This is a genomic window from Pseudarthrobacter sp. 05T312 (assembly GCF_056396685.1).
On record NZ_JBFTLY010000010.1, the window covers coordinates 53,246 to 73,900 of the forward strand.

A 20,655-nucleotide genomic window follows, 5' to 3' on the forward strand; every position below is an offset into this window, starting at 1 on the left:
GCCGGAACACACCGGGCGGAGGGCCCCGAACCGCCGGACAGGGTCCCTGGCCGGCAGCACCACGCGGGGGCACCGCAGATGTGACACCAATCACTGTGCCGCCCTGCCGTGTCCCTGTTCCAGCACTTCACCGCCCGCTGTCGCTCAACGGCTGCGATGCTGCGGCAAGCGGCGCCCGCCGCTACGCTGGGCACCATGCCGGACTCCCCCCTCCTCACCGCCGCAGCCGTTGCGGTGATCGCCATGGCCATTGCCGTCGTCGTCGGCGTTGGCCTGAAGGTGCTCCGCTCCTTCCGGGAACTGGGAACCGACGCTGAGCGCGCCACGTACCACACGCTCCACGCCGCCTCCCAGGCAGGGCAGCACCTCAGGCGCGGCCTGAACCCCGCCGGCGCCGCGAAAGCCAGCCGCCAGCTGCGGACCCTCCTTGCCTGCGATGCCCTGGCGATCACTGACACCTCCGGTGTACTGGCCTGGGACGGGGCAGCCGAGGACATCCGGCCGCGCCTGATGGAACTCGCAGCGGATGTCCTGGCGTCCGGCCGGACGGCTGTGCTGTCCGCCGGCACGGAGGGAACCGGCGGGCACCTTGCCGGGGTCATCGCCCCGGTACGCGCCGGCACCCGCGTGGTGGGCGCGGTGGCAGCCTTCGCGCCGTCCGCGGGGGCAGGCCTGGTCAGGGCAACCGGGGAAGTGGCGGACTGGGTGGCTGTCCAGGTGGAACTCGCCGAACTGGACGCGTCACGGAACCTCCTGATGGAAGCGGAAGTCCGGGCGCTGCGGGCCCAGATCAGCCCGCACTTCATCTACAACTCGCTCAATGCCATCGCCTCCTTCATCAACACCGATCCGGAGCGGGCCAGGGAGCTGGTGGTGGAGTTCGCGGATTTCACCCGCTACTCCTTCCGGCGGCACGGCGACTTCACCACCCTCGCCGAAGAGCTCCGCTGCATTGACCGCTACCTGCTCCTGGAGCGGGCCCGGTTCGGCGAGCGCGTCCAGGTCAGCCTCCGGGTCGCCCCGGAAGTGCTGGGCACCGTTATCCCGTTCCTCAGCCTGCAGCCGCTGGTTGAAAACGCCGTCCGGCACGGGCTCGAGGCCAAGGAAGGCCCGGGGCACATCACCATTAAGGCCGAGGACGCGGGGGCGTTCGCCGAGGTCACCATCGAGGACGACGGTGTGGGGATGGATCCGGAGCAGCTGAGGTCCATGCTGGCGGGCCATACCGACGGGGACCACGTGGGGCTGCGGAATGTGGATGCGCGGCTGCGCCAGGTGTACGGCAACGACCACGGGCTGGTGGTGGAAACGGCGCCGGGCGAGGGAACGCTGATCACCATGAGGGTGCCGAAATCCCAGCCGGGGCATGATGCGTGAGGCCGGCCTGCCGCTGGAAGTAACCTAGGAGCATGATTAACGTCCTCGTCGTTGATGATGAGCTGCCCGCCGTTGAGGAGCTGGCCTTCCTGCTGGGCAGGGACGAGCGCATCGGCAGGGTCCTGCGGGCCACGTCCGGCGCAGAGGCGCTCACGGCCCTGTCCGGCGGCAGCATCGACGCCGTCTTCCTGGACATCCACATGCCTGCGGTCTCGGGCCTGGACATCGCCGCCGCCATCGCCCGGAGCAGCAATCCGCCGGCCGTGGTTTTTGTCACCGCCGACGAGGACCACGCCCTGGCCGCGTTCGAACTTGCCGCCGTGGACTACCTGCTCAAGCCGGTGCGTGCGGAGCGCCTGGCGCGTTCGGTGGGACGGATCTGCGAGCTGCGCGACGGCGGAGCGGCGCCGGAGATGATCACGGTGGACCAGGGCGGGACCACCAGGATGATCCGGCGCGACGACGTCACGTACGTGCAGGCCCAGGGCGACTACGCCCGGCTGCACACGGCCGACGCAAGCTACCTCATCCGGGTGCCGCTGGCTGACCTAGAACAGCAATGGGCGGACGCCGGCTTCATCCGGACGCACCGCTCCTACCTGGTGGCACTCAAGCACGTTTCCTCGATGAAGCTGGCCGCCGACGGGCCGCGCGTCACGGTGGCCGGCGCCGGGCTGCCCATCAGCCGGCGGCACCTGCCCATTGTGCGGGAGAAGCTGGAGGCAACCAGGATCAGGCCGCACGCATGACGCGGGTCCGGGTTACGGCCCCGCGGGCGTCTGCGCGCACGGCGGTCCGGAATGCCCCGCGTCCGTTTGAGTCGCGGGAAGCCGCGCAGGACTCCGAGGTAGGCCAGGTGTTCGTCAGGTCGCTGATCAGGTCCCAGCTGCGGCTGGCCCTGGTGGTGGCCGGCGGCTTCCTGCTGATCCTGGCCGCGTTCCCGCTGACGCTGGTGCTGGTTCCCGGCCTGGCAGAGACCCGGATCGCCGGCATTCCGTTCGGCTGGCTGCTGCTGGGCGTGGGAATCTACCCGGTGATCGGGTTGGGCGCCTGGCTGTATGTCAGGACCGCGGCGCGCAATGAGGCGCGCTACCGGGACCTGGCCGGGGACCAGTGACGCGGCCGTGAATGCCGGCATCGCCATCACCGCCGTCACGGTGGTGTCCCTTGCCACCGCCATCATCGGGTTTTACGGGCTGCGCATTTCACGCACCACCGGGGACTTCTATGTGGCGTCCCGGACTGTGCGGCCCTGGTGGAATGCGTCGGCGATCGGCGGCGAGTACCTGTCTGCGGCCAGCTTCCTTGGCGTTGCCGGGCTGATCCTGGTGTCCGGGACCGACGCGCTGTGGTTCCCGGTGGGCTACACCGCCGGCTACCTGATGCTGCTGCTGTTCGTCGCCGCCCCGCTGCGCCGGTCCGGCGCCTACACCATCCCTGACTTCACCGAGTCCAGGCTCGCCTCCCGGACAGTCCGCCGGGTCACCAGCCTGGTGGTGGTGATGGTGGGGTGGCTGTACATCGTGCCGCAGCTGCACGGCGCGGCCCTGACCATCCATATCGCCACGGGGCTGCCCAACTGGGTGGGTTCGCTGGCCGTCGTGGTGGTGGTATGCCTCACGGTGGTGGCGGGCGGAATGCGGTCCATCACGTTTGTCCAGGCATTCCAGTACTGGCTCAAGTTGACCGCGCTGGCCGTGCCCATCCTGTTCATCATCTTTGTGCTGGCCGGCCAGGGAGCCGAACCCGAGTCCGCTCCCGCGGTGAACCCCACGGGGGCGGCTCCCGCGGGGCTCTACCAGAACGTGTCCCTGCTGGTGGCGCTGCTCTTCGGCACCCTGGGGCTGCCGCACGTGCTGGTCCGGTTCTACACCAACCCGGACGGGCACTCGGCACGGCGGACCACGCTGATCGTCCTGGGACTGCTGTCCGTGTTCTACCTCTTCCCCACGGCATTCGGGCTGGTGGCCAGGATGTTCGCCCCGGATCTTGCCCGCTCCGGGCAGCCGGACGCCATGGTCCTGCGGCTGCCCGGTGAACTCATTGGCGGGGTGGCGGGTGACCTGCTCTCGGCCCTGGTGGTGGCCGGGGCTTTCGCAGCGTTCCTGTCCACCACCTCCGGCCTGGTGGTGTCCCTGGCAGGTGTCATCAGCCAGGACGTCCTGGGCGGCAGCGTCCGCGGGTTCCGGCTCGCTGCCGTCATCTCCGCAGTGGTCCCGCTCGGGTTTGCGTTCATGACCGGCTCGCTGGCCCTGGCCGGCAGTGTGGGCCTGGTCTTCGCCTTCACGGCGTCCACGGTCTGCCCCGTCCTGCTGCTCGGCATCTGGTGGCGGGGCCTGACCGACGCCGGGGCGATTGCCGGCATGGTGACCGGCGGGGTGCTGTGCGGCGGGGCGATGATCGCCGGTGCATTGCCGGGAACCGGCCCGACGCCGGCCTGGCTGGCGCAGCCGGCAGCCTGGAGCGTGCCGGCCGCCTTCGCCGTCATGGTCATCGTGTCCCGTGCCACTTCACACCGGATTCCCGGGACCATGCCCCGCATCATGACGCGCCTGCACACCCCGGAACGGCCGCTGGCAACCGAGCGGTGATCGGGAGGACAATAGCGCCATGTCCATCGAGGACGGCGGTGCCTCCCGCCAGCAAGGCGGGGTCCCTCCCTCCGTGCGGGCCCAGTTGCTCGCCACGGAACACTGGGGCCTGCTGGCGTCGCGCAGTACGGCCCAGGGCGAGGTGCTGACCCGCATCAGCATGTTCCTGACGTTCACCTCGGCCAGCGTTGTCAGCGTGGCCCTGGTGGGGCAGGCCACGGGCTTTTCGGATGCGTTCGTGCTGCTGGCAGTGGTGGTCCTGGTCATCGACACGGCGATCGGGTTGCTGACACAGCTCCGGGTGATGAACGTGGCCCACGAGGACCTGATGTACGTCACGGCCATGAACAGGCTGCGGGCCGCCTACGTGGACCTCGATCCGGGCGTGGCGCCCTACCTGATGGCCGCGTACCACGACGATGAGGCCGGTTCGAGGCAGACCTATTACTTCTTCGGCAACCGCGGCTCCTTCAGCCACGTCGCGGGCAGCAGCATGATCTTCATGACGACGGCGAACGCTGCCCTGATTGCCATCGTTGCCGGGTTGTTGGTCACCCTGGCAGGGGCGGGGACGTCAGGCGGCCTCATCGTTGGGGCGCTGTGCGGACTGGCGTTCCTGGCGGTGTCCGCCGTGCGGGGGTACCGGAGCTACCAGGAGGTGTGGCGCCGCTTCGCGCCGCTCTCCCCCACCCCGCCGGCCGGGGACTGAGCCCACGCAGCAGTGGCCCGGTCAGTCGATGGCTGCCATCAGCTCGACAACGCGGTCCAGGAAGGCGTCCACCTGCGATTCCTCGTAGCCTTCCCGGCCCACGGCCGGGCGGAAGACTGCGCGGCGCACGCTGTCCACGCTCAGCGGCTTGTCCTGCTCCAGGTACGCGACGAGTTCGCGGCACAGCCGGTCGACGTCGTCGGTGTTGTAGCTGCGCGCCCGGTTCTTGCTGGGGCGGCGGAAGCGCTCTCCGTCGGGCCGGTGCAGGCGTCCACGGAGGATCCCCGAGAGGCTGCCGATTTCCCGCAGCCAGGCTTCTTCCCCGCGTGCGGCGATCAGTTCGTCACGCTCCCGGCGGGCGAACGCGTCCTCGAGCCGGTCCAGTGCGGCGTCCACCACGGCGGCGGAGTAGCCGCCCTTGACGGGGTCGAAGGACACGCACCGCACGTCGGCGCTGTTGACGGGCTCAGTGGCTGACTCTGGCGTCTCCAGGGAGATCCGTGCGCGCTGCAGGAACTGGTCGACCTGCCGGGCGTTGTACCCGTACTCGCTGCGCTGCACGCGCTCAAAGGACGCAGGGATCTGCCGATGAATGTCCAATGCCACTTCGATTCCTTCAATGCTCTTCAGCCGGTAGTGCTTCCGCACCAGTTTAGGGTGCCGGGACCAGCGCGGCCGCGGGTCCCCGTTGTGTGTCATTTCCAGGCGCGGGGGGCGCTGGAGGGATTATGCGCCGGCCACCATGCCGTACAGGATAAAGGCCACCGGTGAAGCGAAGACGATGGAGTCCAGCCGGTCCATCACTCCACCGTGCCCGGGCAGGATGCTGCTCATGTCCTTGACGCCCAGCTCACGCTTGACCATGGACTCGGCGAGGTCGCCGGCGGTGGACGCTGCCACTGTTCCCACGGCCAGCACCGCACCCACCCACCACGGCTTGTCCAGCACGAAGAGGGCGGCCAGGACGCCTATCAGCATGGCACCCGCCACCGACCCTGCGAAGCCTTCCCAGGACTTCTTGGGGCTGATCTTTGGTGCCATGGGGTGCTTCCCGAGGGACGCGCCCACCAGGTACCCAAAGGTGTCGTTGGAGACCACCAGCAGGAGCATGACGGCGATCTCCCACGCCCCGATGGGGGCCAGGCCGCCGGGCCACAGCCCCAGTGGGGTGGTGCCCGCCGCATGCAGCGGCAGCGCCGCGAAGCTGATGAAGAACGGGACCCACCCCAGGGTGAACACCCCGGCGAAGATGCTGTTCGCCGAGCCGGCGGCACTTTCGATCGAGCGCCAGAGCAACACCGCCACGGCACTGAGCAGCAGGGCGAACAGCTGGCTCTCGATGCCGCCAAAATAGGCGGCGAACGGCATTGCGAGCGTGCCGGTCATGACCGGCACGATGGGCATCCTGGTGCCGTTGGCTTCCAGCGCCCGGTAGATCTCCCACACGCCAAAGACGGCGAAGGCAGTGACGATTGCTACGAAGGCCAGCGGGACGAACAGCAGGCCGCCCAGCACGGCGATGAGCATGGCCAGGCCCACCACGACGGCGGCGGGCAGGTTCCGCCCGGCCTTTGGCGTCGGGTTGCTCCTGGGCTGCTTCCCCCGTATGCGCGCCCGTGGTGCGGGAGCCTGATCTGCCTGGCCCATCAGACTTCGAGCAGCTCCGCTTCCTTGCGCTTGAGCAGCTCGTCGATGCCGTCCACGTGGGCCTTGGTGAGGCTGTCCAGTTCCTTTTCCGCGCGCGTGCCTTCGTCCTCGCCGGCCTCGCCGTCCTTGACCAGGCGGTCGAGGGTTTCCTTGGCCTTGCGGCGGATGTTGCGGATGGAGATCTTGGCGTCCTCGCCCTTGGTCTTGACGATCTTCACGTATTCCTTGCGGCGTTCCTTGGTCAGTTCAGGAATGGTGATCCTGATGACGTTGCCGTCGTTGGACGGGTTGGCTCCGACCTCGGAGTCGCTCAGGGCGCGTTCGATGTCCCGCATGGCGGTCTTGTCGAACGGGGTGATCAGGATGGTGCGGGCGTCCGGGATGGCGAAGGAGGCCAGCTGCTGCAGCGGCGTGGGCGAGCCGTAGTAGTCCACCAGGACCTTGTTGTAGAGGCCGGGGTTGGCGCGGCCGGTGCGGACGGCGGCGAAGTCTTCCTTGGCTACCTCTACCGCCTTGTCCATCTTTTCTTCGGCTTCGAGCAAGGTTTCTTCGATCACGGTCTCTCCTGACGGTTTTGGTGCAGTCCGGGGCGCCGGTTCCCTGCACTCACGTGGTTCTATGTTGCCGTTTCCGTCCCCGCCCGGTGGGGCGGGGACGGAACTGTCCTGAAATCATCCTAGCCGCAGCTAGGCGGTGACCAGGGTGCCCAGCTTTTCGCCGAGGATGGCGCGGGTGACGTTGCCTTCCCCTTCCATGCCGAAAACCACCATGGAGAGGTCGTTGTCCTTGCACATGGTCATGGCCGTCTGGTCCATGACGCGGATGTCGCGGCGGAGGGCGTCGTCGTAGCTGAGGGTTTCCAGCCGCTCTGCGGTGGGGTCCTTCTTGGGGTCAGCGGTGTACACGGCGTCCACCCCGCTCTTGGCCATGAGGACCACGTCGGCGTGGACTTCCAGGGCACGCTGGGCGGCCACGGTGTCGGTGGAGAAGTAGGGCAGGCCGGCCCCTGCGCCGAAGATGACCACGCGGCCCTTTTCCATGTGTCGGATGGCGCGGCGCGGGATATAGGCCTCGGCCACCTGGCCCATGGTGATGGCGCTCTGGACGCGGGTTTCGACGCCCGCCTGTTCCAGGAAGTCCTGCAGCGCCAGGCAGTTCATGACCGTTCCCAGCATGCCCATGTAGTCCGCGCGGGAGCGGTCCATGCCGCTCTGGGACAGTTCGGCGCCGCGGAAGAAGTTTCCGCCGCCCACCACAATGGCCACCTCCACTTCGGGAACGGCTGCGGCGATCTGCTTGGCAACGTTGCGGACGGTCTCGGGATCGACACCGAGCTTCCCGCCGCCGAAGACCTCTCCGGAGAGCTTCAGGAGGACCCGCCGCCGGTTCTTCTCCGAATGCGTGACAGTGTTGACGGCTTCCATGATGCCTTCCCGTTGGTGACTCTGAAAAAAGGGTATCCTGCCGGCTCCGGTGGTCGGAACCGGCAGTGGTCCAAGCGGACTGTTGCTGCGGCCGTTTGGGCGCATGCAAAAGGGGCGGCCACCGAAGTGGCCACCCCCTTGCAGTTTCGACTAAGAGCCGACGCGGAAGCGCGTGAACGCGGTTCCCTTGACACCGGCCTCTTCGAGGACCTGTGCCACGGACTTCTTGGCGTCCTTGGCGAATGCCTGGTCAACCAGGACCTCGCCCTTGTAGAAGCCGGTTACGCGGCCCTCCACAATCTTGGTGAGGGCAGCTTCAGGCTTGCCCTCTGCCTTGGCGGTCTCTTCGGCGATGCGGCGCTCGGACTCGACGAGCTCGGCCGGAACGTCCTCACGGGTGAGGTAGTTCGGGGCCATGGCAGCGATGTGCACGGCGACGTCGTGGGCGGCGGCGGTGGCGGCTTCGCCTTCACCGTCGACGGCGAACAGCACGCCGACCTGGGCCGGGAGGTCCTTGGAGGTCTTGTGCAGGTAGGCGTCAACCGTTGCACCCTCAACACGGGAGATGCGGCGGACAACGACCTTTTCGCCCAGGATGGCGCCTTCTTCGACGACAACCTCGGAGAGCGGCTTGCCGTCAACTTCGGTGGCCAGCAGGGTCTCGAGGTCGGCAGCGCCGGACTCGACAGCGACGGCCAGGACCTTGTCGGCCAGCTGGATGAACTTGTCAGCCTTGGCAACGAAGTCGGTCTCGCAGTTGACCTCGATCATGACGCCGACGCCGTTGCTGACCTTGGCGGCCACGAGGCCTTCAGCGGTGGAACGGCCTTCGCGCTTGGTAGCGCCCTTGAGGCCCTTGATGCGGATGATCTCGATGGCCTTTTCGGCGTCACCGTTGGCTTCGTCAAGAGCCTTCTTGACGTCCATCATGCCGGCGCCGGTGCGCTCGCGCAGGGCCTTGATGTCAGCGGCAGTGTAGTTCGCCATGTGAACCCCTCTGTCTAGAAATGTGTGGTGGTGTACGGACCGACAGGACGGCAGCCCACGTCGGTGGGCTGCCATCCTGTCAGCAGCTCCGGCTGCGGACAGCGCGGAGAATCCGGATTTTTTGCGTGACTTACTTGGCGTCTTCGGCGGGAGCCTCGGCAGCTGCCGGTGCTTCCTCGGCGGCCGGAGCTTCAGCGTTCTCTGCCGGAGCTGCGGCGGCTTCTGCCTTGCTGCCTTCGAGGAGCTCGCGCTCCCACTCGGCCAGCGGCTCTTCCGGAGCTTCGGCAGCGCCCGTGCCGCGGTTGTTGCGGGCGATCAGGCCCTCTGCAACGGCGTCGGCAACAACGCGGGTCAGCAGGTTCACGGAGCGGATGGCGTCGTCGTTGCCCGGGATCGGGAAGTCGACTTCGTCCGGATCGCAGTTGGTGTCCAGGATGGCCACAACCGGGATGTTCAGCTTCTTGGCCTCGTCAACGGCGAGGTGTTCCTTCTTGGTGTCAACAACCCACAGCAGGGACGGAGCCTTGGTCAGGTTGCGGATACCGCCGAGGTTGGACTCCAGCTTGGTGAGCTCGCGCTTGAGGAGCAGGAGTTCCTTCTTGGTGTAAGCGGAACCGGCGACGTCGTCGAAGTCGATCTCTTCGAGTTCCTTCATGCGCTGGATACGCTTGGCAACCGTCTGGAAGTTGGTCAGCATACCGCCGAGCCAACGCTGGTTGACGTAGGGCTGGCCCACGCGGGTTGCCTGCTCGGCAATTGCTTCCTGGGCCTGCTTCTTGGTGCCGACGAAGAGCACGGTGCCGCCGTGGGCAACAGTGGCCTTGACGAACTCGTAGGCGCGGTCGATGTAAGACAGCGACTGCTGCAGGTCGATGATGTAGATGCCGTTGCGCTCGGTGAAGATGAAGCGCTTCATCTTCGGGTTCCAACGGCGGGTCTGGTGTCCAAAGTGGACGCCGCTGTCAAGCAGCTGGCGCATGGTTACGACGGGCATTCCGGCGCTCCTTATTTTCCGGCAGGTCATTCATGAGAAAACCCTGAGGTTTCTTACCCTGCCAATAGTTGACGGTTGATCAGCGTGGCCCGGACGGGCCGTGCTCCTGGCATCCCCCGCCCTTCCCATCAGGACGAAAGCCTGACCGCAGGAAGCGCGGTCCTCCATGGACAACGCCGGAGCGTTGGCTGCCGGAAGGCCGGATGCGCGTAGTCAGCGGCTGCTCCCCCACACTCCTGAATGAGATGTGCCGACGCCGTCCGGACACGGCGATGCACCGCGGGGGTGGACCACTGGGACGGAAAGCGTTGAGGGCGCAGCAAACTGCTCCATCAAGTGTACTACAGGCACCCCCGGCCGCCGGACACTGTGCGCCTGCACGGGCCGTTGTCCACATAGCCGGAATCCGCCCTGCCGCGGGCGGGCCAGGGCGGGCAGTCTGGTCGCATGAAGACACCAGTCCTGCTGGCAGCAATCCTGCTGCTGCCGGCGTCCGTCGCCTCCGCGGTCTCCGGCGCCCCACTCGCGCCGGCCACCGCCGGCACGGCGGCCCAGGCAGCCGTTCCGGGCCAGGCAGGAGTTCCGGCGACGGCGGGCCAGCCAGGCGCCCGGGCCTCGTGGCAGTGGCCGCTGGCTCCGCGGCCTGCGGTCCTCCGCGGATTCGATCCCCCACCAAAACCGTGGCTCAGCGGACACCGGGGCGTGGATCTCGGCACTGCCGGGGCCGGCGCCGAGGTCCACGCCCCGGCGGCAGGAACGGTCAGCTTCGTGGGCGTGGTGGTGGACCGGCCGGTCATCACCATCGACCATGGCGGTGGCCTGCGAAGCAGTTTCGAACCGGTGGAAAGCATGCTGCCGCAGGGTACCGCCGTGGCTGCAGGCCAGGTGGTTGGCACTGTCCTGCCCGGTCACTGCCCGCCGGCGCAGTGCCTCCACTGGGGAGTCCGGGACGGTGCGGATTACGTCAATCCCCTGCAGTTCGTCCTGGACCTGCGGCCGTCCATTTTACTGCCGCTCGCGGGTGGACAATGATCACGGAACGCAGGCATGGACCCATAGCAGCAGCAGCCAGTCAGGCAGTTAGTCAGTCAGTCAACTGCCTGTACGGAGCGGCCCGCCTACACGATGGCCGAGATGCCGGTGATGGCCCGCCCTGTCACCAGGGTGTTGATTTCAGCCGTGCCCTCGTAGGAATAGATGGCTTCGGCGTCGGCGAAGATTTTGGCCATCCCGTAGTCGGTCACGATGCCGTTGCCGCCCAGGATGCTGCGGCCCAGCGCCACGCTCTCCCGCATCCGGTCGGTGGCGAACGCCTTGGCCAGGGCAGACTGCTCATCCTTGGCTTCCCCGGCGTCCTCCAGCTGCGACAGCCTTACCATCATGCCCATGGAGCTGACGGTATTGCCCAGGATCCGGACCAGCTGGTCCTGGATGAGCTGGAACGAGGCCAGGGGCCGGCCGAACTGCTTGCGCTCCACGGCATAGCTGCGGGCAACATCGAAGGCGGCCATCTGGAGGCCCACAGCCTGCCAGGCAACCGACAGGCGGGTGACCTTGAGCACCTTGTTCACGTCGCGGAAGCTGTTGGCGTAGGCGAGCTTGAAGTGGTCCGGTACCACTACGTCCGTCAGGACGATGTCGGCATTCTGGACAGTCCGCAGGGAGATCTTGTTCTCGATCTTTGTTGCGCTGTATCCAGGCAGCGTGGTGTCCACCAGGAAGCCCTTGACCTGGTTGTCCGCCACGTCGCGTGCGTACACCACCACCCAGTCGGAGAACGTGGCATTGCCGATCCAGCGCTTCGCGCCGTTGAGGATCCAGCTGTCCCCGTCCCTGCGGGCCGTGGTGCGCGTTCCGCCGGCGACGTCGCTGCCGCCCAGCGGCTCGGTCAGGCCGAAGGCGCCGATCTTCTTCAGCGCATAGATGTCGGGGAGCCATTCATCTTTCTGCTCCTGGGATGCCAGCAACTCGATGGATCCGGTGAAGAGCCCGTCGTGTACCCCCAGAAAGGTGGCGATGGAGGCATCTGCCCGGGTGGCCTCGGCGTGCAGAATGCCGGCGAAGAGGTTGGAGTAGCCCTGCCGCCGGACCGGGCTGACCAGGTCCAGCCCGGCAAGTTTCGGAACCAGCTCCATGGGGAACTCCCCACGGTTCCAGCAGTCCACGGCAATCGGCTTGACCTCGCGCGCCAGGAACTCTCGGACTTCGGCCAGCCGGTCCTGTTCCTTGCCGGAGAGAAGCTGCTCAAACGCGAAGAAGTCGCCGTCGGCGTAGGGAAGCTCGGGAAAGTCGGCTGCGGAGGTGGCCATGGTTACCTTCTTTGGTGATCAGCGCTGACCATGCCGCGGAGCGGAGCACGGTATGTTACTGGTCAGTAACATACCGCAGGGTGCGGAGTTAACCAAGAAAACCGCGGCCAACAGGAAATTGTCGGCCGCGGTTTATGGGTAGGGCTACTCGGACTTGAACCGAGGACCTTAGGATTATGAGTCCCGCGCTCTAACCAGCTGAGCTATAGCCCCCAGCCCCCGGGAGCACGCGGTGGACCGCCGTGCTCCGGCAGGGCAAAAACACTCTAGCAAACCCGGGAAAGGGTTCAGACCACTTTGTCCTCGTAGGACGCGCCGCGGTACAGGTCCTCGAAGGTCTGAAGCGTCCCCTGGATGCTGTGGGGTTCCACCATCTGCCGGCTTGCCCGGCCCATGGCGCGTTGCTCCTCCTTGGGCAGTTCCAGGACCTGGGTGATCTTCTTGGCAAGGTCGTCGCTGTCATTGGGCGTGAAGAGGTACCCGTTCTCTCCGTCACGGACCAGGTGCGGCAGCGCCATGGCGTCGGCCAGGACCACGGGGGTGGAAGCAGACATCGCTTCCAGGGTCACCAGCGACTGCAGCTCAGCCGTCCCGGGCATGCAGAACAGGTCGGCACGGATGTAGGCGGTCCGCAGTTCCTCGTCGCTGGCCAGGCCCAGGAACTTGACCCGGCTGGTGAGTCCCAGCCGGCGAACCAGGTCCTCCAAGGCAGACCGCACCTCGCCGCCGCCCACGATCTCCAGGTGCACGTTCAGTTCAGGCGGCGTTTTGCCGATGGCCTCGATCAGCACGTCCACGTGCTTTTCCTCGGCGAGGCGGCCGGCAAACAGGACGGTGGGGTTGGCGTGCGGCTCGATGTGCTCACCGGGCTGCAGCTCGTACACGGCAGAGTCGATGCCGTTGGAGAGCGGCAGGACCTTGCGGAGGAAGGCGTGCTCGTGCATGGCCCGGGCGGCAAGCGGGGTGGGGGTGGTGACGACGTCGGCCTGGCCCATGACCTTGCCCATGTCCTTCCAGGAGACCCGCCCGATGATGTCCTTGAACCACTGCGGGAACGGCAGGAAGGGGTTGAGGTTTTCGGGCATGAAGTGGTTGGTGGCGATAATGCGGACGCCGCGTTTCACGGCCTCGTACAGCACGTGCTCGCCAATCATGTAGTGGCTCTGGATATGCACCACGTCCGGCTTGACCCGATCGAACAGGAGGCTGATTTCCTTCTTGATTTCCCAAGGGAAGCAGAGGCGGAAGCTCTCGTGCGTGAACGCCTTGTGCGAGCGGAGCCGGTGCACGGTGGCTTCGTCGCGGAATTCGGTGAAGCTCTTTCCCTTGCTGTCGCGGGAGGCCAGGACGTGAACGTTGTGGCCCCGGGCCGTCATCCCCTTGGCCAGCCGGTATCCGAACTGGGCAGCACCGTTTACGTCGGGCGGATAAGTGTCTGCGGCGATCAGGATGGTCAGGGGGCGCTGGTCGGCTGGCGTGGTCATGGGGAGTACTCCTGATGGTCACGGTGCGGACAGCGTGGAACTGACAGCACGGTTGGCCACTGGCGCAGGGGCGCCGGGCTTCGTGGGATGACTGGCGAAGTTGGACGGGAAATGGACTAGTGGGTGGGCCTTCCGGAAGCCTTCCGCGCGTCCTTCTTGCGCTTGGTGACTTCCGGGTGGTGCCGGGAAAGGGCGATGACTCCAACGATAGCAAGGCAGGCCGCCGTTCCCATTGCAATGGCCATGACCGCGTGGACGTCCGGCCGCAGTTCACCCAGGATGATGACGCCGACGGCAATGCCCACCATGGGGTCGACCACCGTGAGCCCGGCGATTACCAGGTCCGGCGGCCCGGTGGAGTAGGCGCTCTGCACGAACCATGACCCCAGCCCCCCGGCGGCGATGATGGCCACCACGGAATACCACTGGACGTTCAGCAGGAAGAGCCCGTTCGGGTCCAGGAGGTGCTTGCCGATGATCCGGGTGAGCACTGCCACGAAACCGAACAGAATACCGGCGCCGAGGATATAGATAAACGCGTTCATCCGGTGCTTGAACGTTACAGCCAGCGTGCCGAACAGCCCCACCGCCAAGGCAAGGAGCAGCACAATGGTGAGCTCGTCTTCAGGGCTGACATGGTGGTTCTCCTGGGTCACGTTGACCGCCAGGAGGACGAAGAGCGCGGATCCAGTGACGCACGCGGCGATGGAGACGGCCGTGGCGCGGTTGATGGTCAGGTCCTGGTCCCGGGCGTTGACCACTGTGGTGATCACCAGGGCAATGGCACCGATGGGCTGGATCACCGTCAGCGGCGCGGAGACCAGGGCTACGGCATTCATGGCCATGCCGGTGCACAGCAGCAGGAGCCCCAGCATCCACCGGGGGTTGCGCAGGAGGCGCAGGAAACCGTTGGAGCTGAGGGCCAGGCCGCCGGTATCGGCCTTGACGGCGCTCCCCTGGCGCTGGGCACCCAGGGCAAGGCAGAAGGCGCCAAGCACTGCCAGGCCGACGGCAAGCCACACCATCAGCCGTTCCCGCCGTCGTGCTGTTGTTGTTCCCGGCCCTTGCGCAGCATCGCCCAGAAGTAGTTGTACGCGGCAATCCAGTGGCCCACCAGGCCCAGGCCCAGCACCACCCAGGCGGCAGTGAGGAGCGTGGCGGACATACCGGTATCCAGGCGGGAGAGGAGCAGCAGGGGCGTCCCCAACAGCAGCAGCCCGGTCCGCACCTTGCCCACCACGCTGACCGGGAGGTCCGGGTGTCCGTGGAAGAGGGAAAGCGTCAATACCAGCAGGACGGCATCGGGAATCACCAGTGCCGCCAGGTACAGCCAATGCACGACGCCGGCAATCACCAGCGTGAAGGCCACCGCCAGCAGGGCCAGGCGGTCGGCAATGGGGTCAAGGACCCGGCCAAGCTTGGAGGCTTGGTCGAACCGGCGGGCGATGTAGCCGTCGATCCAGTCCGTCCCCGCCATGACAGCCAGGACAACCACGCCGGCCCAATATTCCTTCTGGGCCAGCACAAGCCAGATGAAGAGCGGAACGCCCATGAACCGCACCACGGTGAGCAGGTTGGGGATGGTAACCACGCGGTCATGGTCCACCTGGGGACGGCCGGGTCGGGCGCCTGCACCAATGAACTTCACCCGTCCCCCTCTCCTTCCTGCTGCGCCGCGGCGCAGTCTTTCTGTCATGCCCTGGTGGCCCATGCCTGCAGGGCCGGAAAACGCGTCCGCCGGAACGTGGCTTGCCCGGCCGGGGACCTAGTTGGCGCGGAAAAGCCTGCGCAGGAGGACCACCAGGACCGTGCCTGCCGCGACGAAGGCAGCCAGCGGCTTCCAGCGCCTGGACAGGTCGGCGGAGCCGGACACGGCGGCGAACCGCTGCCCCGCCGATTCCACGCCGTGCCGCGCCAGCACCTGGCCCTCGCGTGCCCTGACCTGGGCGGCGGCGAGGAGGTAGCGGGCCTGGGTCTTCACGTCCAGCTCCGTGCCGAGTTCGTCCCGGACTTCGGTGAGGTGGTGGCGGCGCTGGCTCAGGCGGCGCACCAGGTCGGCTTCTGACGCGTGCGGGAATTCCTGCTCGTGCTGGGCGGCCTTGGCTTCCTTCTCCGCCTTGGCCTTGGCAGCTGCCTCGGCCTTGGCGGCCTTGGCAGCCTTGGCCTCGGGGCTCTCCGGGTCAAGGATGGCCGGGTTGAAGGCCGAGCCCTCGCGGGCCACCCCAATATCGTGCCTGATGCCGCGGATGGTCTCTTCCGGCATCAGCGGCATGGCCTTCTTGAACCTTGCGAGGCCAACAAGGCCGCCGATGAGGGCTATCAGCAGGAAAGCGGCGGAGACCAGGAGGGCTGCCAGCCAGGCGGGCATGATGGTGGCCAGGCCCATGATGGCCGCAACGATCAGTCCGACCACCAGGAATGCGAGGAAGAGCAGCGCGACGGCGAAGAAGGCCGCGGCCACCCCCACCTGGATACCCTTGCGCTTGAGTTCGATCTTGGCGAAGGCGATCTCGTCGTTGAGCTGGCGGGGGGCCAACCGGAAAAGGAGTCTTGCCGTTCCGGGCAGCGCAGTGATGCGCAATCCCGGGCTGGTACGCCCGCTGTGACGTCCGCTCATCGGTTCCGCCTTACTGGTTCATGGGTCGATACTGCATCCGTTGGGTGTGGAATGTGCAGCCGCACAGTCCACGCCACCAAAACTACCATTCAGGTTCAGGGCGAACTTGGGGGCTTGCCGGTGGGCGCGGCCTACAACGCTGCAAAAACGGGCCCGGGCGGGCCTAGGATTGTTCTCCGTGACCAATCCCCCCAATCCGGGCGACCTGCTGAGCCGCCGCCGGAAGCTCCTGTACATCCTCCTGTTGGGCGCCCTGACCGCCCTTGGTCCATTTACCATCGACCTCTACCTGCCCGCCTTTCCGGCGCTGGAGGCAAGCCTGGGGGTGACGGAGGCCCAGGTCCAGCTCACCCTGGCCGGAACCACGGTCGGATTCGCGTTCGGGCAGCTGGTGGTGGGCCCCTTCAGCGACAAGTTCGGCCGCAGGACTCCTCTGATCCTGGCCACGGCGCTGCACATCGCGGCATCGCTGGGCGCCGCAGTGTCCGCCGACATCACCACGCTGGGGATCTTCCGCGTGCTGATGGGGGTTGGCGCGGCCGGCGGCGGCGTGGTGGCCATGGCCATGGTCCGCGACCTGTTTTCCGGTTACGCCATGGTGCGCATGTTCTCCAGGATGTCCCTGGTCAACGGGCTGGCGCCCATCCTTGCCCCTGTCATCGGTTCACAGCTTCTCCTGGTGATGCCGTGGCCGGGCATCTTCGTGTTCCTGGCAGCCTACGGAACCCTGGTGATCGTGGCCGCGCTCCTCCTGGTGCGTGAAACGCTGCCGCCGGAGAAACGGGGCCGGACCGGCATGACAGCCGGGCAACGCTACAAGGCGCTGTTCAGCGACCGGATCTTCGTGGGGCTGCTAATGGTTGCGGGATTCAATTTCGGCGGCCTGTTCACCTACCTTTCGGCTTCTCCATTCCTGTTCCAGGACGTCTTCGGGTTCTCGGCCCAGCAGTACGGCCTGCTCTTCGGCGTCAACTCCCTGGGCATCGTGGCCGGCGTGCAGACCAGTTCGCGGCTCATCCGGATCGTTCCGCCGCAATGGATCCTGGCCGGCGCCACGGCATGGATGTTCCTGATGGCCCTGTTAATCGTGGTCTTCGACCGGGCGGGCCTGGGGTTGTGGGGCGTCATGGTCCCGCTGTGGTTCTACATCCTGGGCACCGGCTTCATGTTCCCCTGCGTCCAGGTGCTCGCCCTGGCCGGGCACGCAGCCCAGGCGGGAACGGCAGCATCGCTCCTGGGCGCCGCGACGTTCCTGATGGCCGGGCTCATTTCCCCGGTGGTGGGCTGGCTCGGCATCACCAGCGCCGCGCCCATGGGCGGGGTGCAGGCAGCCTGCATCCTCCTGGCGGCCGCCGCACTGTGGCTGGTTGTCCGGCCGCGCACGGTACCCTCGATCCACTGAGCCAGGCCATCATCGGGGGCGCATGACAGCCCCCCGCCTCCAATCGAAAGGCAGCCCGTGAGCCGCAAACCGCAACGCAACGGACGGGGACTGTTCCTCGGGGCGGTGCTCGGCGCCGTCGTGGGCTACTTCGCCGGCCGCGCCGTGGGAAACCCGGCCTGGGGCATCATCCTGGGGACGCTGGCGGGCGCCGCGCTCCTGTACCGGGTCAACCCGGGCTCCCGCCGGCGCCGCTGAACGTCACGCACTGATTGTTGTGGCCGGTCCGGTGCGGCTTTCCCTGCCGTCCGGGTCCCGACCGCGATAAAATGATGCCGTGCCCAACTGGCAGAACCAACCGCCACTTCCGGCCACATGGCAACGGTGCGACGCCCGGATCCTGCCACTGTGGTGGGAGCGGCTGTGTGCGCAGGCAGGTCAACAGTCGGCGGCCCTGTACGCCGCGGGACTGTTCACCGAAGACCGGCGCCGGCCCATCGCCCAATGGTTCAATCCCGCCTTCAACGCGGCCCTGCTGGTGGCGCCGGAAACCTCCCCTGAATGGCCGGTGCAGCGCTTCGGCATCTTCTACGCTCCCCCGGACGCCGGCTTCGTGAGGATCCACTCCGCGCCGCACGAATGGAACCCCCGCGAACCCCGGAAGTCGCCAACCGAGCAGGAAGCCTTCCAGGCTGCCATCGCCGAGGCGGAAAGGTTCCTGCAGGTGGAGATGGACTTCGTCTGATCCACTGCAGCGCCGCAAAAGAAAAATCCCCGCTCCTCCAACCGGAGGAACGGGGATTTTTCGTTGCGCTCCTCCTGCTGGACTTGAACCAGCAACCCTTCGATTAACAGTCGAATGCTCTGCCAATTGAGCTAAGGAGGAATGAAGCAGGTATGACATTAGCAAAGGATTCCGGCACAGGGAAATCGGCAGTTTCCGGGGCCCAAACTCCCCCGCCGGGAAACAAAAATCCCCGTTCCGGAGGCCGGAACGGGGATTGGAAGCTCCTCCTGCTGGACTTGAACCAGCAACCCTTCGATTAACAGTCGAATGCTCTGCCAATTGAGCTAAGGAGGAATGAAGCGGGTACCAGCCTAGCAAACACCTGGCGGGGAAATGAAATCGGACGGCCGTGACGTGGCCCACCCCGGGCCCGCGGCCCGGGCCACCACTACGCCTCGGCCCGCAGGGCCCTGCGTTCCATTTCCAGCATCATCAGTTCCCGGTTGAGCCGCTGGTAGGTTTCCGGGTCCGCCGCCGCGTCAAGGCGCTGCAACTGGCCCATTTTGTCCGCCTTGACCCGGGTGATCTGCAGTTCGAACAGCCGGGACAGGATGTCGCGGCAGTACTTCAGGACCGCTTCCTCGGTATGGGCCGGCAGCGGCACGACGGCGAGTTCGGATACCAGCGGCCGGAGGGGCTCAGGAACCTCGTGCATCACGTGTTCCACCCAGCGCACGGGGTCAACGGTCAGGCCGGGGCCGGTGGCGCGCATGGCGTCGTGGACGGCCTGGAAAGCAGGGATGGCGAACCGGGCAGCGGCAAAGCGGTCCCAAACCCCGCCGGCCAGCAGCGCAGGCTGCTGCAGCGCCACCTCCAGCGCCTGCCGCTCCATGGAGGCCACGGGATCGCGGGGGTCCGGACGGTGGAAGGACGGGACAACGCCCGACGACGGCCCGGCAGCTACGCCCGGCGCCCCGGGCTGGGCAGGCACCGGGCGGGAGGGGCCGCCTGGCTGCGGCTGGCCCGGAGCCGGGGACCGTCCCGGTTCGCCGCGCTTTCCGGCGTTCTTCACTTCGGCGTTGACCATCCGCAGGACCTCGTTGGGGTCCGGCATGCCCAGCCAGCCGGTCAGCGCCTGGCAATACCCTGTCCGGGTGGAGGCGTCGCGGATGGCGGCCACCACCGGCACCGAGGCCTTGAGGCCCTGGACACGGCCCTCAACGGTGTCGAGGTTGAATTGCTTCAAGGTGCTGCGGATGGCAAATTCGAACAGCGGCCGGCGGGACTGGATCAGGGCGTGCACCGCATCATCCCCACGGCTGAGGCGCAGGTCGCAGGGATCAGCGCCCGTGGGTTCCACGGCCACGAAGGTCTGGGCGGTGAAGCGCTGGTCCTCCTCGAAGGCCCGCAGGGCGGCCTTCTGCCCGGCGGCGTCGCCGTCGAAGGTGAACACCACTTCTCCCCCGGTGCCGTCGTCGGACAAAAGCCGGCGGGCGATCTTGATGTGTTCGGTGCCGAACGCCGTGCCGCAGGTGGCTACCGCCGTCGTAATTCCTGCAAGGTGGCAGGCCATGACGTCGGTGTAGCCCTCCACCACCACCAGCTGGCGGTCCTTGGCGATGCTTTTCTTCGCCAGGTCGATGCCGTAGAGGACCTGGGACTTCTTATAGAGGGTGGTCTCCGGGGTGTTGAGGTACTTGGGACCCTGGTCGTCCTCGTACAGCTTGCGCGCACCGAAGCCGATGGTGTCGCCGGCCATGTCCTTGATGGGCCAGATCAGGCGGCCGCGGAAACGGTCGTAGATGCCCCGGTTTCCTTCACTGAACATGCCGGTGAGCTTGAGCTCGGCGTCGGTGAAGCCGCGGCCGCGGAGGTGCTTCAGGAGCGCATCCCACCCCTGGGGGGCGTACCCGCAGCCGAAGTGTTCCGCGGCGGCCCGGTCGAAGCCGCGGCCAAACAGGAAGTTGCGGGCCGTGGCCGCGCCGGGCGTGAGCATCTGGGCCCGGAAGAATTCGTCCGCGATCTTGTGTGCGTCCAGCAGCCGCTGGCGGCGGCCCACTTCCTCGCGGTTGGGGCCGGTGCCGCCGTCCTCGTAGCGGAGCTCGTAGCCGATCCGGGAGGCGAGCTTCTCCACGGCCTCCTGGAAGGAGCTGTGGTCCTGCTTCTGGACGAAGGCGATGACGTCACCGTCCTCGCCGCAGCCGAAGCAGTGGTAGCGGCCTACCTGGGGACGGACGGTGAAGGACGGCGAGCGCTCGTCGTGGAAGGGGCACAGACCCTTGAAGGTTCCCAGCCCCGCGCCCTTGAGCGTGACGTAGCCGTCAACCACTTCCTTGATGTCCGTGCGCTGGCGTACTTCGTCAATATCTTCACGTTTAATCAGCCCAGCCACACAGCAATCTTAGTGT

The 20,655-nt window shown here is 66.8% G+C and carries 21 protein-coding genes and 3 tRNA genes; 9 read left to right on the forward strand and 15 right to left on the reverse strand.

Translation table 11 applies throughout. The features are described 5' to 3' along the window. Positions 1 to 195: 195 nt before the first annotated feature. The 5 genes from AC1DIP_RS13905 to AC1DIP_RS13925 are packed head-to-tail and all read left to right on the forward strand — an operon-like array spanning position 196 to position 4,677. Positions 196 to 1,377: a sensor histidine kinase gene (locus AC1DIP_RS13905; RefSeq protein WP_477734077.1), complete on the forward strand. Its 1,182-nt coding sequence runs from the start codon at positions 196 to 198 to the stop codon at positions 1,375 to 1,377. A gap of 32 nt (positions 1,378 to 1,409) precedes the next feature. Beyond that, positions 1,410 to 2,126: a response regulator gene (locus AC1DIP_RS13910; protein WP_476210249.1), complete on the forward strand. Its 717-nt coding sequence runs from the start codon at positions 1,410 to 1,412 to the stop codon at positions 2,124 to 2,126. Next, positions 2,123 to 2,494: a DUF485 domain-containing protein gene (locus AC1DIP_RS13915; protein WP_477734078.1), complete on the forward strand. Its 372-nt coding sequence runs from the start codon at positions 2,123 to 2,125 to the stop codon at positions 2,492 to 2,494. Before AC1DIP_RS13910 ends, AC1DIP_RS13915 begins: the two co-directional genes overlap by 4 nt. A gap of 7 nt (positions 2,495 to 2,501) precedes the next feature. Continuing rightward, entirely contained in the window at positions 2,502 to 3,968 is a 1,467-nt protein-coding gene (locus AC1DIP_RS13920; protein ID WP_476211861.1) for a sodium:solute symporter family transporter, read from the forward strand. A 19-nt stretch (positions 3,969 to 3,987) separates the two neighbouring features. Next, entirely contained in the window at positions 3,988 to 4,677 is a 690-nt protein-coding gene (locus tag AC1DIP_RS13925; protein ID WP_476210246.1) for a hypothetical protein, read from the forward strand. Between the two features lie 21 nt (positions 4,678 to 4,698). On the opposite strand, the gene AC1DIP_RS13930 is transcribed toward AC1DIP_RS13925, so the two are convergent. The 6 genes from AC1DIP_RS13930 to rpsB form a co-directional block, all read right to left on the reverse strand. Then, positions 4,699 to 5,283 carry a DivIVA domain-containing protein gene (locus AC1DIP_RS13930; RefSeq protein WP_476211860.1) on the reverse strand — a complete coding sequence of 195 codons (585 nt, stop codon included), beginning with the start codon at positions 5,281 to 5,283 and terminating at the stop codon, positions 4,699 to 4,701. Positions 5,284 to 5,403: 120 nt separating this feature from the next. Further along, positions 5,404 to 6,324, reverse strand: coding sequence for a phosphatidate cytidylyltransferase (locus AC1DIP_RS13935; protein ID WP_476210244.1), 921 nt, complete (start codon positions 6,322 to 6,324; stop codon positions 5,404 to 5,406). Next, a complete protein-coding gene (frr, locus tag AC1DIP_RS13940; protein WP_306631816.1) occupies positions 6,324 to 6,881 on the reverse strand; it encodes a ribosome recycling factor in 558 nt (185 codons plus the stop codon). The genes AC1DIP_RS13935 and frr overlap by 1 nt, the downstream gene beginning before the upstream one ends. Before the next feature lie 129 nt (positions 6,882 to 7,010). Then, the gene (gene pyrH / locus AC1DIP_RS13945; protein WP_141161027.1) at positions 7,011 to 7,748 is read right to left on the reverse strand and encodes a UMP kinase; all 738 of its coding nucleotides are present in this window, start codon (positions 7,746 to 7,748) and stop codon (positions 7,011 to 7,013) included. A gap of 150 nt (positions 7,749 to 7,898) precedes the next feature. Beyond that, complete coding sequence (gene tsf / locus AC1DIP_RS13950) at positions 7,899 to 8,735, reverse strand: translation elongation factor Ts (protein WP_477734079.1); 837 nt, start codon at positions 8,733 to 8,735, stop codon at positions 7,899 to 7,901. A 130-nt stretch (positions 8,736 to 8,865) separates the two neighbouring features. Beyond that, positions 8,866 to 9,729, reverse strand: a complete 864-nt coding sequence (gene rpsB, locus AC1DIP_RS13955; protein ID WP_141161029.1) for a 30S ribosomal protein S2 — start codon at positions 9,727 to 9,729, stop codon at positions 8,866 to 8,868. Positions 9,730 to 10,176: 447 nt separating this feature from the next. Here rpsB and AC1DIP_RS13960 point away from each other — a divergent pair, with 447 nt between their 5' ends. Continuing rightward, the gene (locus AC1DIP_RS13960; protein WP_477734080.1) at positions 10,177 to 10,761 is read left to right on the forward strand and encodes a murein hydrolase activator EnvC family protein; all 585 of its coding nucleotides are present in this window, start codon (positions 10,177 to 10,179) and stop codon (positions 10,759 to 10,761) included. 86 nt (positions 10,762 to 10,847) lie between these two features. Here the strand turns inward: AC1DIP_RS13960 and AC1DIP_RS13965 are convergent, their stop codons facing one another. From AC1DIP_RS13965 to AC1DIP_RS13990, 6 genes are all read right to left on the reverse strand, one after another. After that, positions 10,848 to 12,038, reverse strand: a complete 1,191-nt coding sequence (locus AC1DIP_RS13965) for an acyl-CoA dehydrogenase family protein (protein ID WP_477734081.1) — start codon at positions 12,036 to 12,038, stop codon at positions 10,848 to 10,850. 139 nt (positions 12,039 to 12,177) lie between these two features. Then, positions 12,178 to 12,251, reverse strand: a tRNA-Ile gene (locus AC1DIP_RS13970). A 74-nt stretch (positions 12,252 to 12,325) separates the two neighbouring features. Further along, complete coding sequence (locus AC1DIP_RS13975) at positions 12,326 to 13,522, reverse strand: glycosyltransferase (protein ID WP_477734082.1); 1,197 nt, start codon at positions 13,520 to 13,522, stop codon at positions 12,326 to 12,328. 116 nt (positions 13,523 to 13,638) lie between these two features. Beyond that, complete coding sequence (locus tag AC1DIP_RS13980) at positions 13,639 to 14,547, reverse strand: DMT family transporter (protein ID WP_477734083.1); 909 nt, start codon at positions 14,545 to 14,547, stop codon at positions 13,639 to 13,641. After that, positions 14,547 to 15,170 (reverse strand): CDP-alcohol phosphatidyltransferase family protein, encoded by a 624-nt coding sequence (locus tag AC1DIP_RS13985; RefSeq protein ID WP_477734084.1) that lies wholly within the window; start codon positions 15,168 to 15,170, stop codon positions 14,547 to 14,549. The genes AC1DIP_RS13980 and AC1DIP_RS13985 overlap by 1 nt, the downstream gene beginning before the upstream one ends. Positions 15,171 to 15,287: 117 nt before the next feature. Continuing rightward, positions 15,288 to 16,139: a phage holin family protein gene (locus tag AC1DIP_RS13990; protein ID WP_477734085.1), complete on the reverse strand. Its 852-nt coding sequence runs from the start codon at positions 16,137 to 16,139 to the stop codon at positions 15,288 to 15,290. Positions 16,140 to 16,317: 178 nt separating this feature from the next. Between AC1DIP_RS13990 and AC1DIP_RS13995 the strand changes: the two genes are divergently transcribed. The 3 genes from AC1DIP_RS13995 to AC1DIP_RS14005 all read left to right on the forward strand — a co-directional run bounded on the left by AC1DIP_RS13995 (position 16,318) and on the right by AC1DIP_RS14005 (position 18,265). Further along, positions 16,318 to 17,541, forward strand: coding sequence for a multidrug effflux MFS transporter (locus AC1DIP_RS13995; RefSeq protein ID WP_477734086.1), 1,224 nt, complete (start codon positions 16,318 to 16,320; stop codon positions 17,539 to 17,541). Between the two features lie 57 nt (positions 17,542 to 17,598). Beyond that, positions 17,599 to 17,778 (forward strand): glycine zipper 2TM domain-containing protein, encoded by a 180-nt coding sequence (locus AC1DIP_RS14000; protein WP_476210233.1) that lies wholly within the window; start codon positions 17,599 to 17,601, stop codon positions 17,776 to 17,778. A gap of 79 nt (positions 17,779 to 17,857) precedes the next feature. Next, the gene (locus AC1DIP_RS14005; protein WP_476210231.1) at positions 17,858 to 18,265 is read left to right on the forward strand and encodes a hypothetical protein; all 408 of its coding nucleotides are present in this window, start codon (positions 17,858 to 17,860) and stop codon (positions 18,263 to 18,265) included. A gap of 68 nt (positions 18,266 to 18,333) precedes the next feature. On the opposite strand, the gene AC1DIP_RS14010 is transcribed toward AC1DIP_RS14005, so the two are convergent. The 3 genes from AC1DIP_RS14010 to dnaG form a co-directional block, all read right to left on the reverse strand. Further along, positions 18,334 to 18,406 (reverse strand) — tRNA-Asn (locus AC1DIP_RS14010). Between the two features lie 122 nt (positions 18,407 to 18,528). Then, positions 18,529 to 18,601 (reverse strand) — tRNA-Asn (locus AC1DIP_RS14015). 94 nt (positions 18,602 to 18,695) lie between these two features. Next, a complete protein-coding gene (dnaG, locus tag AC1DIP_RS14020) occupies positions 18,696 to 20,639 on the reverse strand; it encodes a DNA primase (protein ID WP_477734087.1) in 1,944 nt (647 codons plus the stop codon). Positions 20,640 to 20,655: the final 16 nt, after the last annotated feature.